This is a genomic window from Agaribacillus sp. DX54 (genome assembly GCF_056858335.1).
The window spans coordinates 60,830-86,556 of sequence record NZ_JBXEQE010000005.1; the positions used below are offsets into that span (position 1 = coordinate 60,830).

Consider the following 25,727-nt stretch of genomic DNA (forward strand, 5'->3'; position numbering starts at 1 on the left):
TTATTATTTTTAATCATTGAGACTCGTTCAGTTTTAGAGGGAATCCTTTAAAAGTACTCCTCAGGAAATATTTCTTGAGGAGTTACATACTAAATTACTCAACTTAGACTAACTGTCATATAATTCAAAACAGTTCTAGTTCTTAATATCCCGGGGTTTGTCTTAAGACTTCAGTACCCGCTCTCTCATTGGCAATTTCTATGGAGTTGGGATTCAGTGGGAAAAGTACATGGAATGGCTGAATATTTCCTTGTGGAAAATAATCGGGCCCATAATCTACGTTTCGGACAGTTTCTATCAGTCTTCCCCAACGTACCAAATCATATCTTCGGTGCCCTTCCCCGGCCAGTTCATTTCTTCGTTCATCAAATAGGATATCACGAATATCATCTGTAGATAATCCGGTCAAAGGAGGTCTATCCGGTTCATAAGCCCTGACTCTGATCTGGTCTATATGCGCTGCCGCTTCTGCCGTCTTGCCTTGTTCATTTTCGGCTTCGGCCAACATTAAGATTACATCTGCCAATCGAAAAACTATGATGTCTTCTTCGTGATTGGTACGGGGTGATGTGGTCTGGTTAAGACCTTGAAATTTTGCGCAATATGTAAAATTCAAGGGAATCCCTTCGTAAGTATCTACTACAGTGATGTCCTTACGAGTATCATCATCATCAAACCCGGCAATAAGAGTAGGGGTTGGCCCGGCCAGTCCATAACCCGTGAAACCTTCATCATTTGCAGCCAGCGCGTCGATCAATGCTTGTTTTTGTTCGGCATCGGCAGGTTCATCCCCAATTCTGGGGTTATACCAATCGCTAAAATCCTGAGCGCTTAGGTTGCTAATGTATACCATTTTCCAGATTACCTCCGGATTATCCTGATCCCTGGTTGCCCATATATTGGCATAATCCGGATCTAAGCTTAAACCCGATAAAGACAAAATCTCTTCTCCCACGGCTTCGGCCTCTGCCCATCTTCCCAAATACAAGAGCAACTTCATCTGTAAGGTTTTGGATGTCCATTTGGTAGCTTTTCCCGCTTCTGCTGTATTGGGAAGTTCATTACTGGAATCTGCAAGGTCTTTTTCAATACTTTCGACAATAGTAACGGCTTCAGTCTGGGTTAGAAGCTCAATTTCCTCGGTAGACAAATCATCCGTGTAAAATGCATTATCACCAAAAGCATGAGTAAGATGGTAATAGGCCAAGGCTCTTAAGAATTTTGCCTCTCCCAAAACTCTTAACCGGGTTTTTTGGCTTATAGCTTCATTACCTTCTACATTTGCGATCACCCCATTAGCATCAGTAATGACTTTCCACATGGGCCACCAAATTTGATCTGTCCAGCCCCGATCTGTAGAGTTAAGGGTATAGTCGCACAATGGCAAAGCCGGACCGAAGATTCTGGTCGGTACCATTTCGTCAGTCCCAAAAGTATTCCAGATCATCAATGTCCTACCATACAAATTTTGCGACCTCCATTGGGTATACACACCGGCAATGGAAGCATCGGCCTCGGCATCAGATTTAAAAAAGTTATTTGGTGCAAGGATGCTTCTAGGATCTTCAGCTAGGTAGTCATCACAGGAAGTTGTAACTCCCAAAAACATTAGTGATATGTATATAATCTTTTTCATGTGTTTCTTTAGTTAAAATTTCATGTTCAACCCCAGGGTGAAACCCCTATTGCGTGGGTAGGTAGCTGAATCCTGACCTCTTACAACCGAAGTGCTACCCCCGGGAGGGACATTAACTTCAGGATCATACCCAATATAATCCGTTAGAATGGCTAGATTATCTCCAATCACATAAAGATTGAGGCCTTTGATACCTTTAATTTTATCGAACGGAATATCATAAGCCAGTCTCACTGTCCGTAATCTTAAAAATGATCCGTCAAACACAAATTGGGAGTTGGAGGTGGAAGCAGCAACAAAGGAATGCGTACCAGCTCTGGGAACATTTGAAGTTGGATTCTCCGGACTCCATCGGTTTAGTGCGGATACAAAAATATTTGAGGCATGGTCTCCAAAAAAACCTCTCCATGCCATATCCCTCCAAAATATATCATTGCCTTGTGAGAATTGGAGAAACACGTCCAATGTGAAACCTTTATAGGAAAAGGTGTTATTAAAACCTCCAAAAAAATCAGGTTCCGGATCACCTAGTGTCACATAATCGTCTACACTCAACCCTCCACTTTCGTCCAAATCACGAAACACTGGAAAACCTAGTTGGGCATTTCCAGGAAGGAACCAATCTGCCGGCGGATTATCCAGATCGGACTGGTTCTGTACTGTGCCTATGTATTCTAATCCTTTGAATAGTCCCACTGGCTCGCCAACAGTAATTCTTCCCTGAACACCACCAAGAAAAGGGGCGGCACCAATATCCAAAACTTCACTGCGGTTACCGGATATCGCCAGGTTACTTGTCCATTTAAAGGAGCCATTGTCAATATTTACCGAAGACAAGGTCAATTCCAATCCCTTATTCCGAATAGCTCCAAAATTTGCCAATTGGTTTCCGAAACCTGTAATAGGGGAAATACTTACCCCCAAAAGGAGATCTCTTGTCTTTTTATTATAGTATCCTACTTCCATGTTTAGCCTATCACCAAAAAAGCCTGCTTCAAGGGATATATCCAATTGTTCGGTGGTTTCCCATCTTAAATCTGAAGGGGGTCTTCCTTTTACTACGCCCAGCGTTTGGGAAGTACCAAAAAATGCATTCATTGTGTTCAATCGGGACAATGTCTGATAAGGACCTATTGCCTGTGATCCGGCTTCGCCATAACTTGCCCTTAATTTTAGATTGGTAAACGCAGTCAGGTCCCACATAAAGGGTTCCTCGATAATGTTCCAAGCTACAGAAACCGATGGAAAAAAGGCATACTTATTACCTTCTGTAAAAACCGATGAACCATCTACACGCCCTGCAATGGTAAAGAGATACTTATATCGATAGTTGTAATTTATCCTTGCCGGCCAGGATACAATACTCCTTTCCACAAAATTGGAACCCAACCTGTTCTGTTCAGGATTTCCAGTTCCCATATTATTAAATGAAAGTGCATCATTGGTGTAACCTTGGCCTTGACTGAAGGAAGTTTCTTGTTGGGTGGTTTGCCAGGTAAAACCTACGAAAGCATCAAAATTATGGTTATCTCCTATATTCCCTTTATAAGTCAATGTATTTTCATTTAAAAGACTGATAAAGGAACTATTATTGATCGTTGCGAAACCTCCCTGGTTAGAAGCAGCTCTTTCCGGAAGGGTACCTGGTCTATAACGGTTACGTTTTGTTATCCGGATATCCGGACCAAAAGTAGAGCGGAAGGTAAGGCCGTTGATGGGTCTGTAGTCTAAATAAACACTACCCAGAATACCGGTGTTAAATTGATGGTCCTCTACTTCGTTGACGATTTGCACTGGGTTGTTAAAAATATCTAACGTGACCGGGTGTAAATCTGAGTATTCCCCATTTTCATCAAAGACGGGCATAGCGGTAAAGGCCTCTTTGAGTACGGTAAAGAAATTGGTTTTATTGTTTTCAGCTCTACTTCTGCTAAGGTTGAGGCGTGTTCCGACAGAAATTTTTTCCGATGCCTTCTTATCCAGATTCGCCCTGAACACAACCCTGTCCAATCCTGAGTTCTTTATGATACCAGTTTGGTTAAAATAATTGAGCGAGGTATAATAGTTCAAATCCTCGGTATTCCCTGAAAGTGAAGCATCCACATTGTGTATAAGGCCGGTTTGCGCAATTTCTTCTTGCCAATCCGTAGTGGTTACTGCATCCAAATCGGGAAATGGTAGAGGGATATTTCTTATAATAGCCCCTTCATTTTGATATTCCGCAAGGTCTCTACCATTTAAAACATCTATTTTTCGAACAAAGTTTTGCTGGCCCGAGTATGCATTAACAGTAATTTCGGACTGTCCCTCGGACAAACCCTTACCTGATTTTGTGGTGATCAACACCACGCCATTGGAGCCCTGGGCCCCATAAACAGAGATGGCTGTCGCATCCTTTAATATATCAATAGATTCGATATCATTAACATTTAATGCATTCAGGTCGAAGTTTGTGCCAACAACAAACCCGTCCAACACATATAATGGCTCATTATTGGCGTTAATTGAATTGCCCCCCCTTATACGTATGCTGCTTCTTTGTCCTGGCGCACCATTAATACTGGTAACCTGGACACCGGCTGCACGACCGGCGAGAACCTGGTCTACTCTGGAAACAGGCAAGTTTTCAAGTGCCTCAGCATCCACATTGGACACAGACCCCGTAAGTTCCTTTTTGGAAACCTGACCATATCCAATGACCACCAATTCTTCAAGAGCAGAGATGGAAGTTTCCAATGTTATTGAAACATTGACCCTTCCATTAAGTGGTATTTCTTGTGTCGTAAACCCAATATACGAGATCACCAATACGGCATTTTCATCTGCAACTTTTAAGGTAAAGTTCCCATCACTATCGGTTAGCGTGCCATTGGTAGTTCCTTTTTCGACAACATTGGCCCCGGGGAGTGGTTCTCCCTCGCTGTCGACCACGTTACCGGAAATACTCAACTGCACCGTAGTTTCTTCCTTTACCGCCGTTATTTCTTTGTCGACGCCTTCATTGGTAGTAGTTTGTGATTTTTTCTTCGTGAGCAATATTTGACGATTGAGCGTCTTATAATCTATATCAGTGTTTTTAAAGAGCAAATTGAGAATATATCTTATATTCTTTCTGTTTACATTAATACTTACCTTACGATCGAGGTCGATTTCCTGGCTTTCAAATAAAAAACGAAACTCTGACACAGATTCAATTTGATTGAACACGTGCTCAATTGTCACGTCTTCAAGTTCCAATGTCAATTTTGTGTTCTGCGAGTATGTAAAGTTGGCGTGAATTTCGAACACTGAAACTATTAGTAATAAAGTAGTTAGCTTCATTTTCAAGTTAGTTTTGGTTGGCCGAATACTAAATGCCCAACCAAAAAGATATTTTTTCATACTTTTGTATTGGTTAATAACTATACTTTTTTAGTTGTTTGATCAATTAATGAAACCGGAAAATGCTAGACCCATTTTTCGGTTTTCTTTTTTGTCAATAAATCGGAAGACGCTAGACCCATTTTCCGATTTTTTTGGTGATAATTAGTTTTAAGTAGGATTTTTCACTTCATATACCTTTTCGATTTAGTTGATGATTATATTATTGTCTTCAATTGTATATTCAAATGGTGTAACGCTACTAATCGATTGCATCACATCCTCTATGCTTTCAATGTTCACATCAAATCTTGCGTTGAATTTTTTTTGGCTCAAGTTTGCATTCCTATTATAAATTGTAACATCGTATTTTCGCTCTATTTTTTTCATCATATTCTCAAATGACGATTTTCTGAAAATCAGCTCACCATTAATCCAACTTACATGCAAGTCCAAATCAACAGCATTGGTTTTTATAGAATGTTCATTTTTATCAAACCCGGCCTTAAAACCAGGACTCAGTAATACTTTATCGACAGGTGCGTCAGTATTGGTCAATTGTATGGAACCTTCCACTAAAACAGTACTTATTTCCACATCTTCCTCATAGGAAGACACGTTAAATTCCGTACCCAAGACCTCTACAACCAACTTTCCGGTATTTACAATAAAGGGATGTCCGGTATCTTTGACTACCTTAAAATATGCCTCTCCATTGAGGGAAACCTCTCTATTGCCATCACCAATAAATCTGATAGGGTACCTGATGCTACTTCCAGAATTAAGGTGAATAATAGTCCCATCTGACAACTCAATATTAAATATTTTGCCATACGGCACCCAAAGCTCGTTATAGAGCATTTTATCTACATTGCTTTGATTGTAATACACAAGTGAGTTGCCTTTTTGTAGGCCAATGACCGTACCGTCAGAGGATAGGATCTCTTGGTTTTCACCCTCATTAATCATTTTGACCTCTTGTTCCCCGATTTTTAATGTGATAATATTTTCATCAATGGCATTCACAATAGGACCTTGCTTCTTCAGGAACATATAAGAAATTATCGCAATACCTACCAATACTGCCGCATACTTTAAAATTGTAAATCGCACTTTGCGCGCAGAATTGGCTTTCTGCAACCGCTTTTTTACCAAATCCCAATCCGCTTCCGGATCCAGCTCATCCATTAATTGTAAAGAATGTTTTATCAGACCTTTCTTGTACAGGTCTTTCAAAAGTTCCTTTTCGTCTTTTCCCAACAACTGTTTCAATTTCGGATTAATCTTACCTTCTTTTTCAAGTTGTTTAAGCGCTTCCAAAAGCCTTTCCTGATCGCTCATAGTATGGGCAGTTTTAATAATATGTTATGTTTTCTTTTTATTGGGGTGACAGAGATTTTTATGTTTTTTGAAAAAAAAGAGATTTTTATTGCTTTTTTTTAATAAAAAACAATAAATTTTCCAGCGAAATTTCTTATTCCTGTAATAACTATATGATGATAGTTATTGATACAAGTTTGGTAAAATGGCGAAAGAAGAGGTCGATATAGGCGATCAGTTCAGGCAACATTATGCCTTATTGTCCATGGTTGCTTTCAACATTGTAGAGAACCAAGAGGTAGCGAAGGATATCGTACAGGATTTTTTTGTGTGGTACTGCCAAAAGCATAATAGTATTACTTTACGATATTCTTTCAAAAGTTATGCTGTTAAAGCGGTTAAAAATCTTAGCCTGCAATATCTTGAGAAAAAAGAACGCAAAATGAGTTTGCTGAAAAAGATGGATTTGCCTACTTATCAATTACCCAAGTTATTTGAAAAGAGCATTGAGGAAGAAGAATTACAAAAAATACTTGAGAAATTACCTGAAACCCGACGTGAAATCTTTATTTCTTATGTGGTAAGTGGTATGAGCTATGCAGAAATTGCGGACACTTATAACATCTCTATTAATACTGTAAAAACACAGATGAAACGGGCCTATGCTTTTTTTAAAAACCACGTCGTAAAAAAGCCCCTCATATCTATATTCTTGACTTTTTTGCTGTTTGGAAAGGGGCTTTTGATTTTCACGGGTTGATAGGAGAATGATGGTAACCATTCTTATTTAGCCCGGATTTCTACAATTGGACTTGATATTTAATAGGTTAATATGTTTGTGAACATGTTTTCCATAGCTGAACGAAATTGGCGGCTGCCTCCCGGTGGCTGCCTTTTTCCATTTTAAGCTCCTACAAACCATTATTTTTCTTGCTGGTATTAGATTGCTTTTAAACTTCCCCTAAAAGGTTGACATCTCAAGTTATGAAACTTAGTAAAGTACAATTTGAGATTCTCATTTGTATAACTAATTATTGCTCTTTATTTTTAAGTTTTAAGCTGTTGCGGCCTTTAGAATTAGTTAACTTTTGGTTTTTCCAATTATTAACTTTTCGTTTTTCCGTTTATATACCCTTTGTATTTATTTGCCTTGAATTCCAGAAAATATCTATATAGTTATAAAAAATAATAAAAAAGTTATAGTACTTTGAGTAGTTTTGCTCAAAGTGTGAAGCACACGCGCAGACATCACCTCGTCCAAAATCTTGATCTTTTGAAGCTTTATTACCTGGGCTAATCATGGAAAAATCAGCTAATTAGGACACTATTGGTTATATTTATGCCTGGATTGTGGTAGGTGAATCAGCAAACCTCAAGCTCAAATTTTAAAGAACCAGGGAAAGTAGTGTTGTGACAATACCTGGATTTTATTAATGGGATAGATGCCGGACAGATACCTGGCAGAACAGGTGAGTCGACCGGCATGCTGGGTTTTTTAAAATTTCAATGGTAGATACATGAAAAAGATTGTCTTTTTTTTAGGTTGCTTGGTATTTGTTCAGGTTATTGCTTTATCTCAAACCGGCCCCGGAGGTGTAGAAAACACTGCTACGGTTCAGGGGTTTTGGTTCAAGGCTGGCGGTATTGACCCTTTGCCAGCCGATGGTGATGATGCGGGTACATGGAATGATTTGTTTGTAGGTGGCACCGATCATGATGCCACTGATCCAGGCGCTGTGGCACCCTCATTTCAGGATAACATCATAAATGGATTTCCGGCTCTGTTCTTCGATGGCACAGAGGAATTAGCCATCGGTACGGAATCAAATATCAATACCAATGGTCCTTTCACCGCCAAAACCTACTTTATGGTTTTCAGGACGGGGCCTTCTGTAGGTGCTACGCAGGTATTGTATGAACAAGGTGGAAACTCGAGAGGCATTGCCATGTATATTAACGGTGGGGATAATAATCTCTACATGGGTATCTGGAACAATAGCAGTGGCAACAACACCTGGTATGTGAATTTTCCGGTTAGTGCCAACCAAAATTATCTGGTAATGCTCCGGTATGATGGCACCGGAGGTACTGTAGAAGGTTTCGTGAATGGAACCACTAGCACCATCACAACCAACGGTTCTGCTACTGTTCCGGCTTCACTCGATGATCATGGAGGTAACATTGGCCTGGCAAGCGTTAATGGAAATATGAGGGATGCCGGTTTTACCTCACTGACCGACAATGATTTTACAGGATACATTGCTGAATTCATACACTTCAACAAAGCGGTAAATGCTGCCGAAGAAAAGATTATTAAAAATTATCTTAGTGCCAGGTATGCGGTGAATATTCTGACCGATGAGGTTTACACAGGTGATGATAACGGCAACGGTGATTTTGATGATGATGTAATCGGGGTGGGGCGAGAGTCGGGAAGCAGTCATTCGGCCTCGGAGTCCCGGGCTGGTTTGAATATCTCTGAATTTAACAGCAGTCTGGCTAATGGCGATTTTGTACTGGCAGGAAATGACAACGCAGCCACGCAACAGACCACGCTTGATGTGACCGGAAGTGTGGAGGCCCGGTGGTATAATAGCTGGTATTTGGAAAAAACCGGAACGGTCGACCTTAAATTGTCCTTTGATTTTGGTGATGCCGGAGCCTCTGTCACACCAACAAGTCCCGGAACGGACTATGTTTTATTGTTCAGGCCTTCCAACAGCGGTAATTTTACCGGGGTTTCGTTTACAAACCGGGGCACTGAAAATACGGATCAGGTGTATTTCGAGGTGACCAATGCCAACCTTTCAACAGGCTATTATACCCTGGGAACTACGGATGCTGCCAACAGCCCGGTAGCTAACGCACCGCCTAAAACCTGGTACAGTTATAAATCAGGAAATTGGAGTGATCCGACCTCCTGGACCCTGGATGGCTCAGTGGTGCCGCTCTATACTAATCTTTCCGGACAAGTACCCGCCGTAAATGATAGGGTTATTATCACCGCGGGAAGAACTGTTACCCTCGACATAGACCATGTCAATATTCAACAAATAGAAATTATCGGTAACCTGGACGTTGCAAGTACGGCGAACCACGATTTTACTACGATAACCGGTGCAGGAAGAATTAAAATATCAGGCCACAATCCAGGGGCCGGTGTCGTGGATAATTTTCCCGCAGGGGATGCTACAGGCTTTATCGATGCCACATCAGGCGGAACGGTAGAAATAAACGGTACCGGGGTCACACTGGATCAATCCAGGACTTTTAGGAATGTCATTGTTAACATGACTTCGGCGACCGACGCTGCGGTACTAACCGGTAACTACACAATTAATGGGAGCCTTACCATTGAAAACGGAATATTGCAGATGAACGACAACACCGGCACCACGGTTCTGACGCTGGATGTCAAAAATGATGTAACCATAGAGAGTAATGGCCGCATCACAGTAGGTTCAGGCAATACAACCGGCACCTATAATATTGCTGCTTCCGGGGAGGGCGACAGCAATCTGCCGCCGGTGGGGAGTTATCATGCTATCTATCACCAGTTTTATATCGGGGGTAATTTTAACAACCAGGGAATTGCCCGCTTCACCAACCAGACTAATCCTGATTATAACGATTTCTATACCGGAGGTGCTGCCAATGTGTTTTTTACCGGTGCACGGGATAATATCGCAACGCTGAATGGCCAAACGGACTTTTACAATCTCATTATCGACAAGGGGGTGGATCAAACCTATGTTCTGGAGATTAACTCATCGGCTAACTCAAATTTCATGTTATTTGGGCCCAATGTTTTGGTGCATCGGACTGGTTCACCGTTTTCTTCCTCAAATCCGGAAGTGAGAAAACCGCTTTGGATCCGGAACGGTACCTTGAAGCTTACGGGTAATTTATTTATTCCAACATTGGCAGAAGGTGTGGGGTTTAACTTCAGTTTTACCAATGATTTGATAATTCCGCAAAATGGAGCGCTGTGGCTTGCCGGTGATAATGTAACCGTCCATTCCACAGCTTTGAGCACCGATGCGGAAGTTGCCGGGCATGATGGTGTTGAAAATAATTACTGGGGCCAGGGTTTGGCAGTTTACGGAAAACTGCAGGTATCTGCCGGCACCTTGAATACCAGGAATTCCTGGGAGGGGTTGATCTTTTACCCTGGCGTTTCCGCACCGGAGATAATTATTGAGGGAGGAACAGTAACTTCAGGCTGGCTGCGTGATCAGTTTTCTTCGGGCAAGGCTTCTTACACCCAAACAGGTGGCGTGTTTAACGTAACGGGTGGTAACTCCAGCCCTCCTGGTTCGGCAAGATTCGGTATTTCTTCCCCGGACATGATCTTTAATATGTCAGGGGGAACCATTCACCTTGGAGGTAATTCCAGACCCATCACCTTTATTGTGAACTCCGCCCCCGGAAACTACAATGTCACCGGTGGCCGCATCGTCTTCGATATGGATGCTGACGGCAGTACGCTTACTTCGACAGCCAACTTATGGGATGTGGATATCAACAGCACCGGTGGAAGCCGTACACTTACCCTGGCTACTAACCTGACGGCTTCTAATGATGTTAAAATCGGTAGTAATGCGACGCTCGATGTGGACAATACCGATAACTATGACGTTACCATCGGAGGGGATTTTACAATAGAGAATGGCGGTACCTATACACACCGGAATAACACTACCACATTCGATGGCACAAAAGACAGTAACTTAATTTTTAACAATACCGCTGTCACGCAGACCTTCAACAACTTAACCATAGATAAAGTAGAAGCAGGAGACGAGCAGGTGAGGATAGCCGCCGGTGCCACCGTAGCCGTGCAGGTAGATGGAGAATTGAGGTTAGAAAACGGTACACTGGCTTATCAAACTTTCACGGTGAATGCCAAGTCAGATGTTTACATAGCAGATACATTAGGAGTAGTTACTTCAACCGGTAAACTTTTGTTGGATGCTGCTGTCGCCCAGACCATCACTTCCAACAACGGCCTGATAGGTAACCTGGAACTGGATAATAATAATGGGGTAAGCCTGGCAAACAATGACCTGAGTATCAGCAACACCTTGACCCTGACCAATGGTATTTTTGATATCAACACCTACCAATTGACGTTATCGGGCGCAGCAGCTAATATAGCTGGCTCCGGATTCGGCACCACCAAAATGATCCGGACCGATGGCAATGCTTCGGACGGTGGTTTAAAGCTTTACCTCGATGCCGATGAAACATTAACTTTTCCCATAGGAACAGATGCAAACGGGACGGCCCGATACACGCCGGTAACCGGAACATTTAGCAGCTTTTCTGATGATGGATACATCAGAATCAGTTTGGCAGATGAAGAAATTCCTACGGCAAACCCTTCTGCCGGAAGCATTCTATCATATTATTGGAGGGTCACCCACCATGATTTTACGACCTTGCCTAAAGTGACAATTTATGTATTCGGTGGTGATGAGACAGATGATGGCACTAATCCTCCCGATGCCTTCCCAGCTTTGTGGAGACCCGGAAAAATTCTTACCGGATCCCCGTTCACGAGGTCGACCGAAGCCGGCGGAAACATTTCAGGGCATAACATCACCTTCAATGGAGATGGTACGCCCTTCGACCTTGAAAATTGCAGCTACTCAGCAGGCGAAGAGGATAGATTTACGGGCACGCCGGATATCTTCTATAACAATGATAATGCCGTAAGAAACTGGAATAATCCGGGCACCTGGTCTACAGATACGCATAACGGAACCAATCCGGGTAGTCAAATCCCAGGAGCCGGTGACATAGTTTATATTTCCAATCCTAATGGAAACGCTAACACAAATCACTACGTAATAGGCAACGTAAATTTCCAGGTAGGGGCAATCATTTTTGATAAACCCGGAGGAGGATGGGGACCAAGGCTTGTTTTACAAAGAGACAGGACTTATAACCTGGGCTTGGTAAGTGGAAGCAGAGGTCAAATAGGTATTGATCTGGATAACACCTCTTCCAGGAACCCCAATATATCCGGTGATTTAGGAGCCTTCAATACAGAGAGTACCAACCAGGTGATATTTTTTCCCAAGGATAACAACAGTACTATTCCTCATGAAGTACCTTCCAACCTGACAGCGTTTCCCGGAGTCAGGATTCATGGAAGCGGTAACAACGTTTATCGCATCGTGACGTTTACGGAAGATGTTGTCATAAATAATGACCTAAGAATTGACGTGACATCCCAGCTCCGTTTAAATGACGGAGCAAATGGAGATGTCATCATTGTTGACGATTTGTACATCGCTGACGATGCTCGTGGTGGAAGACTCATTTTTCAAAATAGTGGAACAGCCAGAATCGTGACCATTGGCGGCGATTTGAGAATCGAAGGTTCATCGAATGGTTCCGGTATTTCTTCACTGGCGGTGGAAACCGGAGGAAGTGCAGATTTGGAACATCGAATCAGGTTGTCGGGCAACTTTTCTTTGGAAAACGGTAACCGGACCTCCATTGATCTTTTTACGAATAACAGCGGCGGCAGTAACGTAATTCTGGAAGTAACCGGCGAAACCAACGCCGCGCTGATCAAAGAAGCATCCGTTACCACCGTTGTTCCGGAGCTATACAGCGTTGTGTCCAATAAAGGGATCGATCAGACGTATTCATTCGGTTTTAATGAGAATTTTAGTTTAAATGGATCAACGAATGGAGCCACAAAAGCCCTGGAATTACAAAACGGTACCATTGTTATCAACAATAATGTTATCAATATTGACTTAACGACCGGAGGGGATGATTTTAACATTCCCTCAACAGCGGCCTTGGAGGTTACACAAGGTACCGTAAATGTGCGTGGAAACAATACCGGTATCCTGCTTGATGGTTTGTTAAAAATAAACGGGGGTACCGTTGATATGGATGATGGTGCCGGAAACGGTAACAACTACATTGAATATACCTCTACCGGTAATGCCATACTGGAGGTATCGTCAGGCTCCCTGATTGTGGGTTCTCAGATCAGGCGGAACACAACCTTTAGCTCAGGGGCTTTGAAATACAGGCAATCGGGCGGCACAGTGATTATTGGTAAAAATGCCGCCTTTGAAGCCGCCCGTGGCATGTTTGAAGTGTTAAATGCCGGCAGTGAATTTACACATACAGCCGGTGATTTAACCATTGTGCGTCAGAATACGGGTTCACCGGTGGCCGCAGCTTTGATCCTCGACCCAACCACCGGTGATGTTTCCGGCACCAGTACCATAACCATAGGAAATACCGACACACCTTCAGGTCAAAATAACCTGGGCATTAATGCGGCTATTGCTTTAAATAACCTGACCATGAACGGTACCGATAGCCCAACTGCTCGACTCAGCGTCAGGCCGTTAACCGTTAATGGGTTATTGACGGTCAATACAAACAATACTTTAGATGCAAATGGATTGAATTTGACCCTTGGAGGTAATTTTGTAAATGACGGAACTTACCTACCCAATGGTAATACAACGTTGTTCAATAGTTCAGGCAGCCAGCACTTTTCCGGTTCAGGAACTTCTGATTTTTACGATTTCACCAAAACCGGAACGGGAACACTTAACATCGGAAAAACCATCACCATTAATCACGATCTCCATTTAAGTATGGGTATTCTGGCTGATAATGGTAACGCCATTAATGTACGTGGCAATGTCACCAACGATGCGACGCACATAAGTTCAGGGGGCAATGGCATTGTCTTTACGGGCAGCACGTCACAAAGCCTGGCCCGTTCTGCTTCCGGTACCGGTGTTTTTGGTGTAATAACCATCGATAATCCTAATGGTGTTATTATTCAGGATGGCAATGGTTACCATTTTGATATTAACGACAATCTCAGATTATCAAGCGGTGTTTTTGGAATCGGAGGAAGCCTGTTAACCCTGGACAGTGATGCGGTGATCACACCGGTTAACCCCTTTAGCATTACAAATATGATCCAAACCAACAGTTCTTTTACAGACAACGGTGTGAAAAAGGAATTTGCCGCGGCTACTACCTCAGATTTTACCTTTCCGGTTGGAGAAAGCAAGTTTACCCCGGTCACTTTCAACTTCTCCGGCCCCGGTTATACCACGGGAAGCGTCGCAGGGAGCATCATCGTCCGTCCGGCCAACGAACCGCACCCTTCTATCAATGATGGGGTAGACTGGACTTTCCCGGGTGATCCGGACAATGTGTTGCAATATTACTGGATCATAAAGGCACAAACCTTTGCCAATGACTTTGTAGCGGATGCCATATTTACCTATGATCAATCAGATGTGGAAACCGATGATCCGTTATTTACGGAATCCGATTACATAACCGCCAGAATATTAAGTGAAAATAATTCCACTGCTTCGATTAACAAGTTCAGTACGGCGGATGTGAATACCTCGGCAAATACGCTAACATTCAACTTCAACGGTGTAGACTATACGGGTATTGCCGGTGATTATTTTGCAGGGATAGATCAAGCCATTCCACCATCGGTACCGATTTATACCACTGATGCATCCGGGAATGTGGCCGACGACATTTATGATCTTGACAATCCCGGTGGTGCGCCAAGCGGAGCGATTTTAGTGGTTGACAATCAAATGGTGACTTTTGATGTAAACGGGATTTCCCTTTATCAGACGCAGATTGTAAATAATGGTGAGTTGATCATTGATGAAACAGAGGCGCACAGGCTGGGTGAGGTATCGGGAACAGGCACGCTGAGACTGGTCAGTAATTCGAGCTCAGTAGTTGTTCCGGCCGGTAATTATGATGATTTCTTCTCATGTACGGGCGGTACCCTGGCATATGATGGCACCGGCAGCTACGAGATTATGAGTGGGCTGAATCAGATCAGAAACCTCGTGTTAAATGGCTCTGGAACAAAAACACTGGCCAACAATGATATTGTAGTTTGCAATGATATGACTTTGGGAGGACCTGAGTTTGATAATACCAATAACCGGAACATCACCATCCGGAATGATCTTATGCTCAATAGCGGGACTTTTAAAAGCGGTGTTTCCAATACGGTAACAGTCAATGGCAACCTTACAGTGGCCGGAGGTAACTTTAACGGACAATCAGGGGGTACGAGTTCGATCGATGGCGACCTGACCATTAACAGCGGAACTTTCGATATAGGAAATGGCGGTGAGGTCATCGTTCGTGGCAATGTCACAAGATCAGGCGGTACTTTTACCGGTGGGACTTCTTCTGCCAAATTTGTTTTACAAGGCAGTTCAAACCAGGTGATTACCGGGAGTTTTACAGGTATAAATCAAATGCATAAACTGGAAGTCGATAACGGCAACGGGGTTACCCTGACAGGCGATGTGGACGTGAATGACGAGTTGCTGCTTGCCAACGGGTTGATTACCCCTGGCAGCAATAAGTTGAAAATAGATGCTGACGCCATCATTTCACCAGCCATAGGCAAGTCAAATGCCTACGTCAATGGGCCCCTTTCAAAAGTGATGAACCTGAATGCCAGTTTTACATTTCCCGTGGGAAAAGGCAACAGATGGGGCTATGCTTCTGTCGAAGAAGTAACTACCGGCGGGACTGAGTGGACCGTTGAATATTTTAACAACTCTGCGGAGTCAGAAGCCTCCGTTAGCAATTTAATTCCCGCTCCATCTACACCGCAGATCATGACCATTAGCAACAATGAATACTGGAGAATATCGGATAATCCTTCAGGAGCCACTGCAAAGATCGGTCTCAGATGGGATGGACAAAGTAATGTATCGGAGGAGTTGATTGAAAGGGAGACTTTGGAAGTGATGGTTTGGAATGCTGCCAACAGCAACTGGGACAATTTCGGTGGGGAAAACTTCAGCGCCGGCCACACGCAGAGCAATGGTTTTTTCAGTGCGGTTAACCGGATTCCATTCAGTGAGAAGTTTATCACCTTAGGTTCACAGGATGCGGCCAACCCCCTTCCAGTGGAATTAATAAGCTTTGATGCCTATTTAAGAGAAGGAAAAGTGTATCTGGAGTGGAAAACAGCTTCAGAGGTCAACAATGACTTCTTCGAGGTACAACGCTCCGAAAAAGGGGACAACTGGGATGTGATCGGTAAAGTGACAGGCAATGGTACTATTAATGAAACCATAAGCTATGGCTTTATTGATAAAAGTCCTTTATTCGGTGAGTCTTACTACCGGTTCAGACAGGTGGACTTCGACGGTCAGTTTGAGTACTCACCGGTTGTGCGTATCAACAATGCTTTCACAGGAGAGAGCATGAAGGTAGTCATCTTTCCCAACCCAACCTCTCAGGACAACATCAACTTAAGGATAATCACCCAAAACAAAGAAAACACGATCCATATTAGTATGGTTAACATTTCGGGCGAAAATTTCTACGATAAAACGCACTGGGCGAGTGATTTTAGCCAGGATAATAACATTACAATACCAGGAAGGCTTAAAAGCGGCATATATATCCTGATTGTCAAGCAGCACGATCAGGTGCACAGGACGAAACTGATTATCCATTGAGGGAAACAGGGGTTGTAAATGCCTGGTGATGAGAAGTCAGGTAATCCTTCGGTGTTTTTCTGGTGATCAGTTTGAACTGGCGGTTGAAGTTTGAAAGATTCCTGTAGCCGCATTCAAAAGCAATCTCGGAAATATTCTTATCGCCCTGGTCCATTAATAATTTACAGGCATAACCGATACGTACCTCATTCAAAAACTGGACAAACGTCTTGTTAGTAGTTTGTTTAAAGTACCTGCTGAAAGCCGATGGATTCATATGTACAAGATCGGCTGTGCGGTTAAGATTTATTTCCTCTTTGAAGTTATTGAGTATATATTCATACACTTTATCCAGTTTTGTATTGGAGTTCTTGGCGTAGGCATTGATAAATGAATGGCTTGAAAGAAATACCTTTCCTGACTCATCTGCGATTAACCGCAGAATCTGCAACAGGGAAATCACTTTATTTAATTCATTTTCGAAAAAGAGCCCCTCTATCATGCTGGTAATCTTCCTTTTATTGGTTCCTTCCAGCCGTATACCGGTTTTTGCCTCTTCTATTACCTTGTGAATTTTATGCATTTCGGGAATGGTAAAAAACTTATCACCGAAACAATGTGGGTGAAAATGGATAACCATTGCTTCGGCCGTCAGATCCTTTCTTTCAAAATACGCCTTATCATTCAGCCAAAGGTGCGGAAGACAAGAACCGATGAATACCAGGTCACCGGCAGAAAACTGCTCGATACAGTCTCCTATGAATATGGTGCCGGTACTTTTTTTAATATAAACCAATTCCAGCTCTTGATGGTAATGCCATACGTTGAGAAACCGTGGCAGGCGGTGGCGGCTTACCGTGAAGCTTTCATGTGACAGAGAGGTACGGATGAGTTCTTTAGGATTCATTCTCACAAAAATAAATAATATTTTGCATTTTTTTTGTTTAAATCATTAAGGCTGGCAAAAATTTTATTGAACTGAGAAGGGTTCAGAAAATGACATCCGACTGATTAATCTTACATAAGCAATCTAAACAATCGTTTCATCCTTGATCCACCTATTCAAGTTGGCTAGCTTTGGGGCATTTAACAGTCTGATAGCTGGTACAAGGCTTTCGGCGTACCCAGCGATGACTTTTTTTACTACATAACTTAACCTAACTATTTTGGCATATGAAATTAGATAACTTCAACTGGAAAATTTTTGTTTTTGTGAGCATCTTTGCTATAACCAGTGCGTGCAGCTCTGATGATGATTCACCGCCACCTAATACACTTACTATGGACGGTGAAGCCTTTGCGGTTACCACCGCCAATATATTTGGGTGTTTCACTAGACGGGGAAGGACATGTTGCGATCACGCTGGTGAGTACTGACCTCTCAAATACCCAAACCCTCACAATTGACTTTGACTACGTTGTTGGAGAGTCCATCGAGGGAGATTATGCATATCCCAAATCCGGTGATCTTAGATTGCTCGATAGCTGGCTGACCAATTACGTCGAGTTCCAAGGAACTACCAGCACTGCCGGGTCAAATCTGGAAGAAGGAGAATTGACTGTCATTGATAACGGTGATAATAATTACACGATCACTATGGACCTGACCATGGTTGACGGAAAAGTATTTTCCGGAAGCTACACCGGTGATTTTCAAGTCACCTTCAATAACGGATGATTTTTGAATTGACAGTTGACAATTGACAATTAGCAAATTAGTTGTCAATTGTCAACTGTCAATTGCCCTAACCAATGCTACCCAATCTTGTTCATCATTCAATTTATTTATGGGTTGCCAACCTGTGCCTTCGAGGAATAATGGCTTGCCATCCTTCAATGGTCCGCCATGCTGGGGGTCGAACCATTTTATTTCAAACTTTTCCTGATTTTGTTCCAGGTTGATCTTTGTATTATCGCCTTTGCGAAGATAAATAGCAAATATTTCATCTTTTTTTCCAAAGCAATAGGCTTTTTCGGAGCTAACCAATTCGTTCATATTACTCATCTCGGGGAAAGGCAGGTATTCCTGAAAAAAATCAAGTGCCACCGCTGTTAGTGCCCAAAGGTTTTCCCTTGTTCTCCAATCCTCTGCATTGAGGTCATTGTGGGCGTAATTGTAGCCGAAATACCATTCTACTCCGGCACCACCGGCCATGAGGTTACCCCATAACACCTCCTGTCGCAGGGTATCACGTGCCGGATCCACATCATCCGGTACCGCCCCGGTATGCCATTTGCCGATCTCATCCTGGGTCAGAACCCAGATTTTCCCTGAATCGGCAGATCGCTTTAAATATTTCAATGTTTCTTCATGAATGGTGGTTTTGTTACCGATTTGCAGTGATAATCCGTCCAATGCCTCAAACCCATACAAGGCGTCAACAATTGGCTCCCTGGCCTTGGGCGACGCATGGGTATGTACAACTGTAAAATTCCGATAGGGATCATGCCTGTCAAAATAGGTAGCCATAGCCTTGCGTTGGGCATCATTCTGACCGTTTGGTGTGAAAGGGGCGGGGCCATTTTCCTCTCCCAGATTCCAGGTAACAGCCAGGTGATGGGCAAAGCGTGCTATGAGTTCCCGGTAATAAAGTTTACGCAGTGGACCCACATCACCATGGTCCAGCAAGCGTTCGTTTTCGGTTTCCTGGGTAACAAAATGAAGCATAATTCCAAGTTTATCGGCGTGGGTAAACACTTTTTCCCACTGATCGAGCTTGCTGCAATCAAAGCGTTCGAAATCCTGGTGTGTCAGGTATGGCCAAACGTCCTTTCCGTCGCCACCGATATTCATGGTCAAAAAATAAACGACATTCATTTTTTGGCCGGCCAGATAGTTAAGCGCCCCGATGATGCCTTTGCCTTTGCCGTTTTTCCAGGTCACGTCACCCTCTTTCCAATCCCTGGCATGTGCCTCATAGGTTTTTATCAAAACTTTGGAAGTATCCGAGGCGTAAGTACTGTCAAAATCAGCATAGGCAAGAAAGTTCTCAGGGCTATCGGCTCCGCCTTTCAGAAAGTACTGACCGGATTCGCTGAAACGCAGGTAACGCTGCCCGACATATTGTAACCGGCCATGCGCTCTGAAGTCGCGCCCTTCCTTATCTGTAGGCAATACGATGAAGCTGCCGGTTTGGCCATCAAAAGCCACGGGCTCTCCGGCATTAGGATCCTCACTGGTGCTGATGCCCGCCCCGTTTCTGAAAGAGGCGCTGTAATCCCATTCGCCCGTTTCATCAGGGACAAATTTAACCTGCCAGATATGGCCACTGCTAGCCCCGGTCTCACCTGCATGGCCATCTGCTGCGTAATAACCGGGAATCACCAGGCTTCTGTTACCTTTGGAAAATGTAACATTTAAACGGTAGTTCAGAAAGGGATTTTCGGCAGCAGTTTCCGAAGTGGCGGGACCTTCGAAATTCAGGGTAATTGTATGCCACTTGCGATATCCGGTGTCTGCGGACTTTTCATCCACCGGGTTTTTGCAGCCAATACAAATAAAAATGGCGCAGAAGAAAACAAACGTTCTGTTTAGGGTAAAGCAGCCCGGTGAATAGTATTTTTTGAATAGGGTCGACTGAAAAATTTGCATAGGAAAATGGTTGATACAGACAAAAATAAGCGGCTTAATAAGCGCTGAAGTTTTTGATATTATATAGTTTAACTGGTCTCAATGTACAATCTTAATATCTTTCTGTCAAATTTAACCTAATGATAATAAAACATTCCCTTTCTTTTGATATAATTGGGGCTTTCAAACGGAAGGGGATGTTTTCAATTCGATAATTAAAAACTTGATGAATAAATCGGTATATATAGCCACCATAGAGCCCAATAGTGGTAAGTCTATTGTCGTTTTGGGATTGATGACCATGTTATTGGGAAAAACCGCCAGGGTTGGGTACTTCAGACCCATCATCGATGATATGGAAAATGGTGAAATGGACAATCACATCAACACAGTCATTTTGCATTTCGACTTAAAGATTGATTTTGAATCGGCCTATGTGTATACCCGCAGTGAGGTACTGGCGAAACAAAATCAGGGCGGTTCCGGAGAAATTCTTGATACAATTATCAGGAAGTATAAGGAAATTGAAGCAAATTTCGATTTTGTATTAGTCGAGGGAACGGATTTTTCAGACGAGGGGAGTATAACGGAATTCGACATTAATATACTGATTGCCAAAAACCTGGGAATTCCCGTCATCATGATTGCCAGCGGGATCGGTAAAAACGTCGAGGAACTGGTAGGTAACCTATGCCTGGCCTGCAAAACCTTCAAGGAAAAGGATGTGGAAGTGCTTGCCGTATTTGCCAATAAGGTTTCAAAAGACCGACTGGAGGAGGTTTCTTCGAGGTTGGCCAACAGCTTTTCAAAAGAAGTCGAGGTAGTGATAATACCCGAAGTAAAATCATTGTCCAACCCCACCATCAGGGAAATTGTGAAGGCATTGAAAGGGAAAGTACTGTTTGGGGAAGAGTATTTAAACAACCAGGCCGAGAGTTTTGGGGTTGGGGCCATGCAATTACGCCATTACCTGCCGCAGCTTAAAGATAACGGTTTGGTAATTACGCCCGGAGACCGCGCCGATATCATTTTGGGAGCGTTGCAGGCCAATGTTTCGGCCAATTATCCGAAAATTTCAGGAATCATTTTAACCGGTGGACTGATACCCGAGGAGCCCATCTTAAAATTAATTAATGGGGTTTCGGAGATTGTGCCTGTTGTTTCCGTTGGATCGGGGACATTCAAGGTCGCCAATAAAATCGGGGGGATAAAGTCCCGGATTTATGCAGACAATAAACAAAAGGTAACAACTTCCATCAGCACTTTCGAAAAATATGTCGATATAGACAGGCTGGCAGAAAGACTGATTTCTTTCACGCCAGATAAGCTGACGCCCAGAATGTTTTTATACAACTTAATGATACAGGCCCAGCAGCAAAAGAAACACATTGTGCTTCCGGAGGGTGAGGACGACCGCATTCTGATGGCTGCATCCAGGTTGATAGCAGGAGATGTGGTGGACATTACCCTGATAGGCGATGAGGAAAAAATCAAAACCAAAGCGCTTAAGTTGAATATTCCCATAGATTTTAACAAAGTTGCGATTGTTTTACCTGCGGAATCGCCGGATTACAATGATTATGTCAATACATTTTATGCGCTCAGGAAACATAAAGGTGTGAACCTCACCATGGCAAAAGATATGCTGCTGGATGTATCATACTTCGGATCCATGATGGTTTACAAAGGCCATGCCGATGGAATGGTTTCCGGGGCTGCCCATACCACCCAGCATACCATCAGGCCAGCGTTGCAGTTCATAAAAACCAAACCAGGCGCCTCTATTGTGTCCTCCGTGTTTTTTATGTGCATGGAAGACAGGGTTTCTGTTTTCGGGGATTGTGCTATTAACCCCAACCCTGATGCCGGGGAGTTGGCTGAAATTGCTATTGCCTCTGCTGATTCGGGAAAAGCCTTTGGTATAGAACCGAAAATAGCGATGTTATCGTATTCTTCGGGGAGTTCCGGTCAGGGTGAAGATGTGGAAACAGTAAGGGCGGCCACCCAAATTGTAAAGCAAAAACGCCCGGACCTCAATATTGAAGGCCCCATACAATACGATGCAGCGGTGGATATCAATGTGGGAAAAAGCAAGCTTCCTGACTCCAAAGTGGCAGGACAGGCCAATGTGTTGATATTTCCGGATTTGAATACCGGTAATAATACCTATAAGGCGGTGCAACGGGAAACAGGAGCCCTTGCGGTGGGGCCGATGCTGCAGGGATTAAACAAACCGGTAAATGATTTAAGCCGGGGGTGTACCGTGGAAGATGTTTACAACACGGTTATAATAACGGCCATTCAGGCACAGCAAGGATAGGTTTTAGATATTTTATGTCATGAAAATACTAGTTATAAATTCCGGTAGTTCTTCCGTTAAATTCCAATTATTCATCATGCCTTCTGCCGAGGTAGTTTGTACCGGTTTGGTTGAAAGAATAGGATTGGAAAATGCCAAAATTCACTTTCATTCCGAAAAGGATAGCTTTGAGAAAGTGGCACAGGTTCCCCATCATAAGGAGGCTTTGAAAGCCATTGCCTTATGTTTGATGGACCCGGGATATGGCGTGGTAAAAGATCCGGGGGATATCCATGCCGTTGGACACAGGGTAGTTCATGGCGGAAGCGTTTTTACTAAAGCAACGCCAATCGATGAATTAGTGAAGGACAAAATAAAAGAGTTATCGGTACTGGCTTCCTTGCACAACCCTGCTAACCTGGAAGGAATAAAGGTATCGGAAGAGATTTTTCCATCCGCGAGGCAAATTGCGGTATTTGATACGGCTTTTCATCAAACTATTCCCATCGAGGCTTACAAATATGCTATTCCCGGTCATTTTTTGGAGGAAAATGGTATCAGATTGTACGGTTTTCACGGAATGAGCCATAAATATGTGTCCGAAAAGGCCATTGAATATTTGGGCCGGCATGCTTCAAAGATGATTACTATCCATCTCGGAAACGGGTGCAGCATGACTGCCATTGCAGACGGTAGAAGTGTCGACCATACGCTTGGGTTCGGTACAACTACAGGTTTGATCATGGGTACCAGAAGTGGCGATATAGACCCTTCGGTAATTTTTTATCTGATAAATTCCCTTGGTTATACCCCAAAAGAGGTAAATACAATGCTGCAAAAGAAAAGCGGGATGCTTGGACTGACCGGATTCAGCGATTTGAGAGATATCGAACAGGCAGCCGAAGATGGAAATAAAGCGTGCCGGCTTGCCTTACAAATGAATGCCTACAGAATCAAGAAATACATCGGCGCCTATGCCGCGGCAATGAACGGATTGGATGCCATTGTATTTACCGCAGGTATTGGTGAAAACTCAGCGTTGATAAGAAGCCTGGCATGCGAAGAGATGGACTTTTTGGGGATCCGGCTGGACCAGGAAAAAAACAGAATACGATCGAAGGACCTACGTGAAATCAATAGTCCGGACTCGGCTGTAAAAGTGCTCGTTATCCCCACCAATGAGGAGTTGGAAATTGCCAGACAGGCATATAAGCTTGAAATTCCGCAACAATCCCCCTAAACAGTAATCTGTGGATGGGCTCAGTTGGTAAAAACCTTGATTTCCACCCGCCGGTTCAATTGCCGGGTGCTTTCATTCCTGTTATCTCCCACGGGATTGTAAGGGCCGAAACCTGTAGTAATAATGCGTTCACTATTTATATTTTTCTTGTCCATCAGGTATTTTTTAAGAAACTCCGAGCGCTTTCTGGACAAATCGATATTCTCCCGTAGTGTTCCCCTGTTTTCGGTATAGCCGTTTAACGCTACTTTTAAATGAGGATAATTCTGGAGCAAATTGCCCAACCTTACCATTTCCAGGGAGTCTTTGGGAGATAAAAAATCTGTCTCACTTTGTTTGAACAGAATGTGGTTGAATATGGTGTCACTTGTTGTGAATACCTGTACCGAGTCCATTGGCGGTGGTAACTCAGGCTGTTCTTCAGCGGTGGGTTCCTCCACTTCCGGTTTTAGTGCAACCGTACGTTGTGCAAAGATTTTGACGGGTCCCTTAAGGCCTAAAACAGCGTTGCTGAATATCAATGTGCCATTCTTTGTCTGAAATGACTTTTGCGTGGCAAAATCGTAGTGACCGTCCAGAATCAATACACCATTTTCATTGGTGATTTTTCCTTCAAAAATGAGATCGTACAATCCTGAGACATTTTCCGGGGCATAGCAACCTTCTTTGATAATTCCTATGGTTTTCAATTTAAGGTAACCTTCCTTGTAAGTACCGGAAACCCGCGTATACTTTTGAACCACCCCTCCGCTCATATACACCCTCATAAGAAATGTTCCCTTAACATTATTTTCTTCCTGCATCAAGGTAAGCTTAAAAGTAGATTCCCTCCTTACATGACCATTAAAGTCATAGGCTGGTACATTGGTTGTGTTTTCCCACACCCCGCTGATATCTTCAGGATATTTTCGCATGTCAGAATTCGCCACATCGTTTAAACTGCCCCGGGGTCGGGGGCTACCTTTGGTAATAGCGCCGTTCCCTTTTTGAAGGCTCCTGATCGAAGATCGCGTGTGATCCGAATGTGCCAGATCGCTGCTTTGCCCGTTGCTTAGCTGTATCGATAACAGGTTTACCGCAAGGTACCATCCGAACCATGACCGGCGTTTGAAATGAGAAAATCGAGGATTTAGCATGGCTCCACCAATATCTTGTAATTATCCTGACATGTATCAAATTGATTTTTCTTCCTTTAATTTAATGATTTTTATCCACAAAAAGAATGCGATAACGCAAAAATAATTCCCTCTCTATTTGTCCCCAATCTCCCATTTGCCATTACCCTGCAAACTTCAACCCCAATGCCTCCCCTCATCATTCCACCCCATTCCCCATCGTACCATCAGTCCACTTCTCATTCTCCAAAGTTCCATTATTTCACTTCCCCACCATTCCATTCCCCTATTATTCCACCACCATTGACCAAAGTCATTGTCCTTTACCCACAATTTACCTATAATAGCGGGAGATGAAATAAAATGCGGTTTTAAAAGTCAATACCCATGAGCTATCTAAACAAAACCATCTTCCCAGGCTCCCATGGTATGGTTTTCACCATCAACACCCAAAACACCGAAGATGTTGAACATGTCACCCAACACCTGATGCAACAACCCGGAATCAAAAAAATAGCATTTAACAGGGAGGTATATCCCTATGAAATGACCATCACTACCAGCAAGGCCCTGCCCATCGAAGACTTCCAGGAAATGGTCAAACAAGCCGGCTTCCACGCCATCCACAAAACCGTAACCGGCCTCGACTAACCCACCGCCATCCCAACACCAACCCCCATTTCTATT

Annotated in this window: 12 protein-coding genes; 6 read left to right on the forward strand and 6 right to left on the reverse strand. The window is 43.3% G+C overall.

Annotated elements, in window-relative coordinates; all coding sequences use genetic code 11:
- Positions 1-142: 142 nt before the first annotated feature.
- From AC04NP_RS07850 to AC04NP_RS07860, 3 genes are all read right to left on the reverse strand, one after another.
- Positions 143-1,636: a RagB/SusD family nutrient uptake outer membrane protein gene (locus AC04NP_RS07850; RefSeq protein WP_482858989.1), complete on the reverse strand. Its 1,494-nt coding sequence runs from the start codon at positions 1,634-1,636 to the stop codon at positions 143-145.
- 12 nt (positions 1,637-1,648) lie between these two features.
- Positions 1,649-4,957 carry a TonB-dependent receptor gene (locus AC04NP_RS07855; RefSeq protein ID WP_482858991.1) on the reverse strand — a complete coding sequence of 1,103 codons (3,309 nt, stop codon included), beginning with the start codon at positions 4,955-4,957 and terminating at the stop codon, positions 1,649-1,651.
- 246 nt (positions 4,958-5,203) lie between these two features.
- Entirely contained in the window at positions 5,204-6,337 is a 1,134-nt protein-coding gene (locus tag AC04NP_RS07860) for a FecR family protein (RefSeq protein ID WP_482858992.1), read from the reverse strand.
- A gap of 184 nt (positions 6,338-6,521) precedes the next feature.
- Here AC04NP_RS07860 and AC04NP_RS07865 point away from each other — a divergent pair, with 184 nt between their 5' ends.
- Both AC04NP_RS07865 and AC04NP_RS07870 read left to right on the forward strand, forming a co-directional pair.
- A complete protein-coding gene (locus AC04NP_RS07865; protein ID WP_482858993.1) occupies positions 6,522-7,076 on the forward strand; it encodes a sigma-70 family RNA polymerase sigma factor in 555 nt (184 codons plus the stop codon).
- Positions 7,077-7,833: 757 nt separating this feature from the next.
- Positions 7,834-16,836, forward strand: coding sequence for a T9SS type A sorting domain-containing protein (locus AC04NP_RS07870; protein WP_482858995.1), 9,003 nt, complete (start codon positions 7,834-7,836; stop codon positions 16,834-16,836).
- On the opposite strand, the gene AC04NP_RS07875 is transcribed toward AC04NP_RS07870, so the two are convergent.
- Positions 16,826-17,722, reverse strand: a complete 897-nt coding sequence (locus AC04NP_RS07875) for an AraC family transcriptional regulator (RefSeq protein ID WP_482858996.1) — start codon at positions 17,720-17,722, stop codon at positions 16,826-16,828. The genes AC04NP_RS07870 and AC04NP_RS07875 overlap by 11 nt on opposite strands.
- Before the next feature lie 414 nt (positions 17,723-18,136).
- On the opposite strand from AC04NP_RS07875, the gene AC04NP_RS07880 reads away from it, so the two are divergent.
- Positions 18,137-18,493, forward strand: a complete 357-nt coding sequence (locus tag AC04NP_RS07880; protein WP_482858997.1) for a hypothetical protein — start codon at positions 18,137-18,139, stop codon at positions 18,491-18,493.
- Between the two features lie 51 nt (positions 18,494-18,544).
- Here the strand turns inward: AC04NP_RS07880 and AC04NP_RS07885 are convergent, their stop codons facing one another.
- On the reverse strand, positions 18,545-20,407 hold the full coding sequence (locus AC04NP_RS07885; protein ID WP_482858998.1) for a DUF5060 domain-containing protein: 1,863 nt from the start codon (positions 20,405-20,407) through the stop codon (positions 18,545-18,547).
- A 205-nt stretch (positions 20,408-20,612) separates the two neighbouring features.
- Between AC04NP_RS07885 and pta the strand changes: the two genes are divergently transcribed.
- Both pta and AC04NP_RS07895 read left to right on the forward strand, forming a co-directional pair.
- Positions 20,613-22,706 (forward strand): phosphate acetyltransferase, encoded by a 2,094-nt coding sequence (gene pta / locus AC04NP_RS07890; RefSeq protein ID WP_482858999.1) that lies wholly within the window; start codon positions 20,613-20,615, stop codon positions 22,704-22,706.
- Between the two features lie 19 nt (positions 22,707-22,725).
- On the forward strand, positions 22,726-23,925 hold the full coding sequence (locus AC04NP_RS07895; RefSeq protein WP_482859000.1) for an acetate/propionate family kinase: 1,200 nt from the start codon (positions 22,726-22,728) through the stop codon (positions 23,923-23,925).
- 20 nt (positions 23,926-23,945) lie between these two features.
- Here AC04NP_RS07895 and AC04NP_RS07900 read toward each other — a convergent pair whose 3' ends face one another.
- Positions 23,946-25,061: an OmpA family protein gene (locus AC04NP_RS07900; RefSeq protein WP_482859002.1), complete on the reverse strand. Its 1,116-nt coding sequence runs from the start codon at positions 25,059-25,061 to the stop codon at positions 23,946-23,948.
- 366 nt (positions 25,062-25,427) lie between these two features.
- Between AC04NP_RS07900 and AC04NP_RS07905 the strand changes: the two genes are divergently transcribed.
- Positions 25,428-25,691 carry a hypothetical protein gene (locus AC04NP_RS07905; RefSeq protein WP_482859003.1) on the forward strand — a complete coding sequence of 88 codons (264 nt, stop codon included), beginning with the start codon at positions 25,428-25,430 and terminating at the stop codon, positions 25,689-25,691.
- Positions 25,692-25,727 lie beyond the last annotated feature (36 nt).